5 protein-coding genes, 1 tRNA gene and 1 pseudogene are annotated in these 4516 nt (G+C 55.3%); 5 read left to right on the top strand and 2 right to left on the bottom strand.

The features are described from left to right. Nucleotides 1-1026 (bottom strand): transglycosylase SLT domain-containing protein (locus tag Q7T06_RS12205; protein WP_304785060.1); only part of this gene is annotated, 1026 nt, incomplete at its 3' end. 182 nt (nucleotides 1027-1208) lie between these two features. Next, entirely contained in the window at nucleotides 1209-1982 is a 774-nt protein-coding gene (gloB, locus tag Q7T06_RS12210; RefSeq protein ID WP_304785068.1) for a hydroxyacylglutathione hydrolase, read from the bottom strand. 4 nt (nucleotides 1983-1986) lie between these two features. Here gloB and Q7T06_RS12215 point away from each other — a divergent pair, with 4 nt between their 5' ends. From Q7T06_RS12215 to Q7T06_RS12235, 5 genes and pseudogenes are all read left to right on the top strand, one after another. Next, a complete protein-coding gene (locus tag Q7T06_RS12215; protein ID WP_304785062.1) occupies nucleotides 1987-2778 on the top strand; it encodes a class I SAM-dependent methyltransferase in 792 nt (263 codons plus the stop codon). A gap of 2 nt (nucleotides 2779-2780) precedes the next feature. Next, nucleotides 2781-3221: a ribonuclease HI gene (gene rnhA / locus Q7T06_RS12220; protein WP_304785064.1), complete on the top strand. Its 441-nt coding sequence runs from the start codon at nucleotides 2781-2783 to the stop codon at nucleotides 3219-3221. Nucleotides 3222-3311: 90 nt separating this feature from the next. Beyond that, nucleotides 3312-4019, top strand: a complete 708-nt coding sequence (gene dnaQ / locus Q7T06_RS12225; protein WP_304785066.1) for a DNA polymerase III subunit epsilon — start codon at nucleotides 3312-3314, stop codon at nucleotides 4017-4019. A gap of 37 nt (nucleotides 4020-4056) precedes the next feature. Continuing rightward, nucleotides 4057-4131: transfer RNA gene (locus Q7T06_RS12230), tRNA-Val, on the top strand. Between the two features lie 157 nt (nucleotides 4132-4288). Next, nucleotides 4289-4516, top strand: a pseudogene (locus Q7T06_RS12235) (DUF302 domain-containing protein); the annotation flags it as partial.

Genomic DNA, 4516 nt, shown 5'->3' on the forward strand with positions numbered 1-4516 from the left:
TTTGTGTGCACTCCACGATGACAGTGCGCGTCCCCATTTCGCCAGATTCACCTTGAATTTTTCAGCGTTGCTTTGTGGTAGAAGAATCTGTGTGTTGCTGCTGCCGGTGATGACAGGGCGGTTGAATTGCGGATTCAGCGCCTTGAATTCTTCCATCGGCAATTCGGCGAATTGCGCTGCCAGCTTGACGTCGATATCGCGGGTTTTGGCGATGCTGACAAAGTAGGGCTGGTTATCGACCTTCAACAAGCTGATGCCGTAGGCATCCGGCGTTGCGATGATGTTTTTGACCGCCTGCAGCTTGGGCACGTAATTGCGCGTTTCCGCCGGCATGTATGCCGACAGGCTGTTGAAATCGGTTCCTGTCCCTGCCGCTTCCGCCTTCTTGATCGCGCGCTGCACCGAGCCTTCGCCCCAGTTGTAGGCGGCCAGCGCCAGTTGCCAGTCGCCGAACATGCCATACAGTCTTTGCAGATAAGTCAGCGCGGCATCGGTCGATGCCAGCACGCTGCGGCGCTCATCCTTGAACATGTTTTGCTTGAGCTTGAAGTCCAGTCCGGTCGATGGGATGAATTGCCACATGCCGGCAGCTTTTGCGGTGGAATAGGCTTGCGGGTTGAATGCCGATTCTATGAAAGGCAGCAGCGCCAGCTCGGTCGGCATGCCGCGTTTTTCCAGTTCTTCGACCACGTGGTACAGGTACAGCGATGCGCGTTTGGTGGTGCGGCCTATATAGTCGGGCCGCGAGCTGTACCAGAGGGTCTGGTTGGTAACGAGTTGATTGTCGACCAGATCCGGAATTGCAAAACCCTTGCGTATGCGCGCCCAGACATCCATATCGCTGGAGACGACAAATTCACTCAGCGGCTCATTGGCAAGGCTGGGATTGTCTTGCAGCGCGGCATCCTGCGCCCAGTGATAGGACGGAAGCGACAGATCGCTGGCGTGGGAAGCGCCGGCAATGCCCAGCAAGAAAACGGCGGTAGAAACTAACTTGAACGATATTTTTAAAACAGATCTAGGCATGGGGTCTCACGATAATGACCGACCCATGATCAGCCGGTTTAAAGAATAAGTGACGAGTGTAAGTAATGCGCATTTTATGCGTCAAGACAATTTACACAAGGACTGATGCCAGTGAAGGGCATTTCGGCTAAAAATCTATATCAAAAAACAATGTTGGCGCAAGACAAGAAACGCCGGCAAGGCTAGCGAAAACCGTTTTTCCATTCGCGCAACGCGGCAAAAACTGCGACCGGGTCTTGCTTGTCGAGACGGCCTTCGGCCATCAATTGCCTGGCGATTGCCGGCAATCGTGCACGCAGGAAGGGGTTGGTCGATTTTTCCAGGCCTATACTGGATGGAACGGTAGGTAAACCCTGTTCGCGCTTGGCCTGTTCGGTTTTGTAGCGGGCAGCCAGCGTATCATTGCCGGGCTCGGCCGCCATTGCGAAGCGTAAATTGGCGATTGTATATTCGTGTGCGCAATATATTTTAGTGTCGTCAGGCAATGCCGCGAGTTTTTCCAGCGAGGCCAGCATTTGTGCCGGTGTGCCTTCGAACAGGCGGCCGCAACCGCCGGCAAACAAGGTATCGCCGCAAAACAGCCAGCCCTGTTCTTTTGCCACATAGGCTATGTGGCCCAGCGTGTGGCCGGGCACGTCGAGCACTGACAGCTTCAGATCCAGGGCAGCGATGCTGACGGTGTCGCCTTCATCCAGTGGCTGGGTGACGTGGGCAATCGGATCCTTGCGCGGTGCATATACTGGCACATCGTAGTGCTGCAAGAGCCGGGCTACGCCGCCGACATGGTCACTATGGTGATGTGTCAGTAGAATAGCGATCAGGGACAGTTTGTGTTTGTTAAGCGCATCCAGTATCGGCGTTGCGTCGCCCGGGTCAACCACGGCAGCGTTGACGCCATCATGGATAATCCAGAGGTAATTGTCGCTAAAAGCGGGAACGGTCAATACATTCAACATGCGCATGGAAACATTTTCATCTGAAAAATCCATTATATCCCTCGGCCCCTGGCTGGAGACGCCTGCCGGCAATTACGTGCGGGACTGGGAGCATGCACGCCTGGATGAACTGACTGTCGATATTTTCGGCTTCCATGCAACCCAGCTCGGTTTGCCGCAAATCCAGGCGCTGCGTGCCAGCCGGATGCCGCATACCTGGCTCAGCGATACGCACCTGCCAGCGGCCGGGCACGATAATGTCGCCAGGCCGCTAGTGGTGTTGCAGGATTTTGAAGAGTTGCCGTTTGCCTCCAGCAGCATAGACTTGATCGTGCTGCCGCATGTACTCGAATTTGCCCGGGAGCCGCATCAGGTCTTGCGTGAAGTGGAGCGGGTATTGATACCGGAGGGGCAGGTCATCATCTCCGGCTTTAACCCTTACAGCCTGTGGGGCGCACGGCAGATAGTGGGGCGTTTGAGCGAAAGCTATTTCCTGCCGCAGGAAGGCGAGTTCATCAGCCTGCCGCGCCTTAAGGATTGGCTGAAATTGCTGAATATGGAAGTCAGCGGCGGCCATCTCGGCTGCTATGCACCACCGTGCGTAACGGAAAAATGGTTGCAGCGCTTTTCCTTCATGGAAAATGCCGGCGACCAATGGTGGCCGTATCTGGGCGCCGTGTACGTGGTGCAGGCGATCAAGCGCGTCAAGGGCATGCGCCTGATCGGGCCGGCATGGAAACCGCAAAAGGCTGTCGCGCCGCAAGGCGTGCCGGCGACGAATAAAACATCGATCAACAGCAAGCAAAGAATAAAGTGAGCATGGAAAAAATAAATATTTATACCGACGGCGCATGCAAGGGAAATCCGGGGCGCGGCGGCTGGGGCGCCTTGCTCGTCATGGGGCAGCAGGAAAAGGAAATTTGCGGCGGCGAAGCCGGCACGACGAATAACCGGATGGAATTGAAAGCGGTGATAGAGGCGCTCAATGCGTTGACGCGCCCATGCGAGGTGATCGTCCATACCGACAGCCAGTACGTGCAAAAAGGCATCAGCGAATGGATACATGGCTGGAAGGCGCGCGGCTGGAAAACCGCGGCACGTGCACCGGTCAAGAATGTCGACCTGTGGCAAGAGCTGGATGCCGCACAGGCCAGACACCAGATTGAATGGCGCTGGGTGCGCGGTCATAATGGACACCCCGGCAATGAACGCGCCGACGTACTGGCCAATCGCGGCGTTGAAACACTGGCGTCTGTGTAGTCTGGCGCAACAGGTTTTTGTCACCGCCACGGACTGCCGGCGCAATAATGGCATCGCCTTGTCAGCCCACTTTTGAATACTGATTGAATCATGCGACATATAGTTCTCGATACAGAAACCACCGGACTCAACCCGCGCTCGGGCGACCGCATCATAGAAATCGGCTGCGTAGAGCTGATCGACCGCCGCCTGACCGGCAACAACTTCCATTACTACATTAACCCCGAGCGTGATTCGGAAGAGGGTGCGCTTGCAGTGCATGGCTTGACGACGGAGTTCTTGCGGGACAAGCCGAAATTTGCCGAAATCGTCAATGAATTCCGCGACTACATCAGTGGTGCGGATGTGATCATCCATAACGCACCGTTCGACGTCGGCTTTCTTGATGCCGAACTCAAACGCGTGGATATCGCCAGCTTCAGGGAGCACGTCGGCGAGATCATAGACACGCTGGTGCAAGCCAAGGAAATGCATCCCGGCAAGCGCAATTCCCTCGATGCCTTGTGTGATCGCTATGGCGTATCGAATGCACACCGCGCCTTGCATGGTGCCTTGCTGGATGCGGAATTGCTGGCAGAAGTTTATCTGGCTATGACGCGCGGGCAAAACAGCCTGACGATGGATCTGGGCGGCCAGGATGTCGGCAGCGATGGTCTGGCGCTCGAAGTGGTCGCGATCGCCGACATCCTGCTGCAGACAGCCACGGCAGAAGAACTTGCCGAGCATGAGCTGGTAATGAAGAGTCTGGACAAGGAAGTCAAGGGCCAGTGCCTGTGGCGTGCAGCAACGCAGAATTGATGTGCGCATGTTTTTGTGAGATAATTCGCGCCGCTTCGGGAGGTTAGCTCAGGGGTAGAGCGATCGCCTCACACGCGATAGGTCACAAGTTCGAAACTTGTACTTCCCACCAGAATTTTTCAGATCGATCTGAAAACAAAAATGCCTGACGGCTTTCGTCAGGCATTTTTTTTTGCAGTCTGTATTATAGCCAGCCACGCATGTCGCCTTCGTCGGTCAGACATTGCTTTTTTGTACATGGCGAAAATAAAACTAGAAGAGACAATGGTATGAATTCATATAAGTGGATGCGAGCGGTTTCCCTGATTTTTTTGTTTTTCCATTTATCTGCCTGCGGTACGCTGCGCGCCATCAACAATACGGAGCAAGGGGCGGGTGCGCAGGCCATCGAAGTGTGGAGCCGATGGGTCGAGTCGGATGGCGATATCGCCGCTGCCACGACGTGGGAGCGCAAGGTAAAAGACGGTGTGTCGATTGCCGAAATCGAGCAAGCCTTT

Source organism: Herminiimonas sp., assembly GCF_030645555.1.
Taxonomy (GTDB): Bacteria; Pseudomonadota; Gammaproteobacteria; order Burkholderiales; family Burkholderiaceae_D; genus Oxalicibacterium.

Bases quoted from the DNA above. Each gene is read 5' to 3' on its own strand.
- gloB (WP_304785068.1), bottom strand. From the start codon at position 1,982: ATGTTGAATGTATTGACCGTTCCCGCTTTTAGCGACAATTACCTCTGG.
- Q7T06_RS12215 (WP_304785062.1), top strand. From the start codon at position 1,987: ATGGAAACATTTTCATCTGAAAAATCCATTATATCCCTCGGCCCCTGG.
- rnhA (WP_304785064.1), top strand. From the start codon at position 2,781: ATGGAAAAAATAAATATTTATACCGACGGCGCATGCAAGGGAAATCCG.
- dnaQ (WP_304785066.1), top strand. From the start codon at position 3,312: ATGCGACATATAGTTCTCGATACAGAAACCACCGGACTCAACCCGCGC.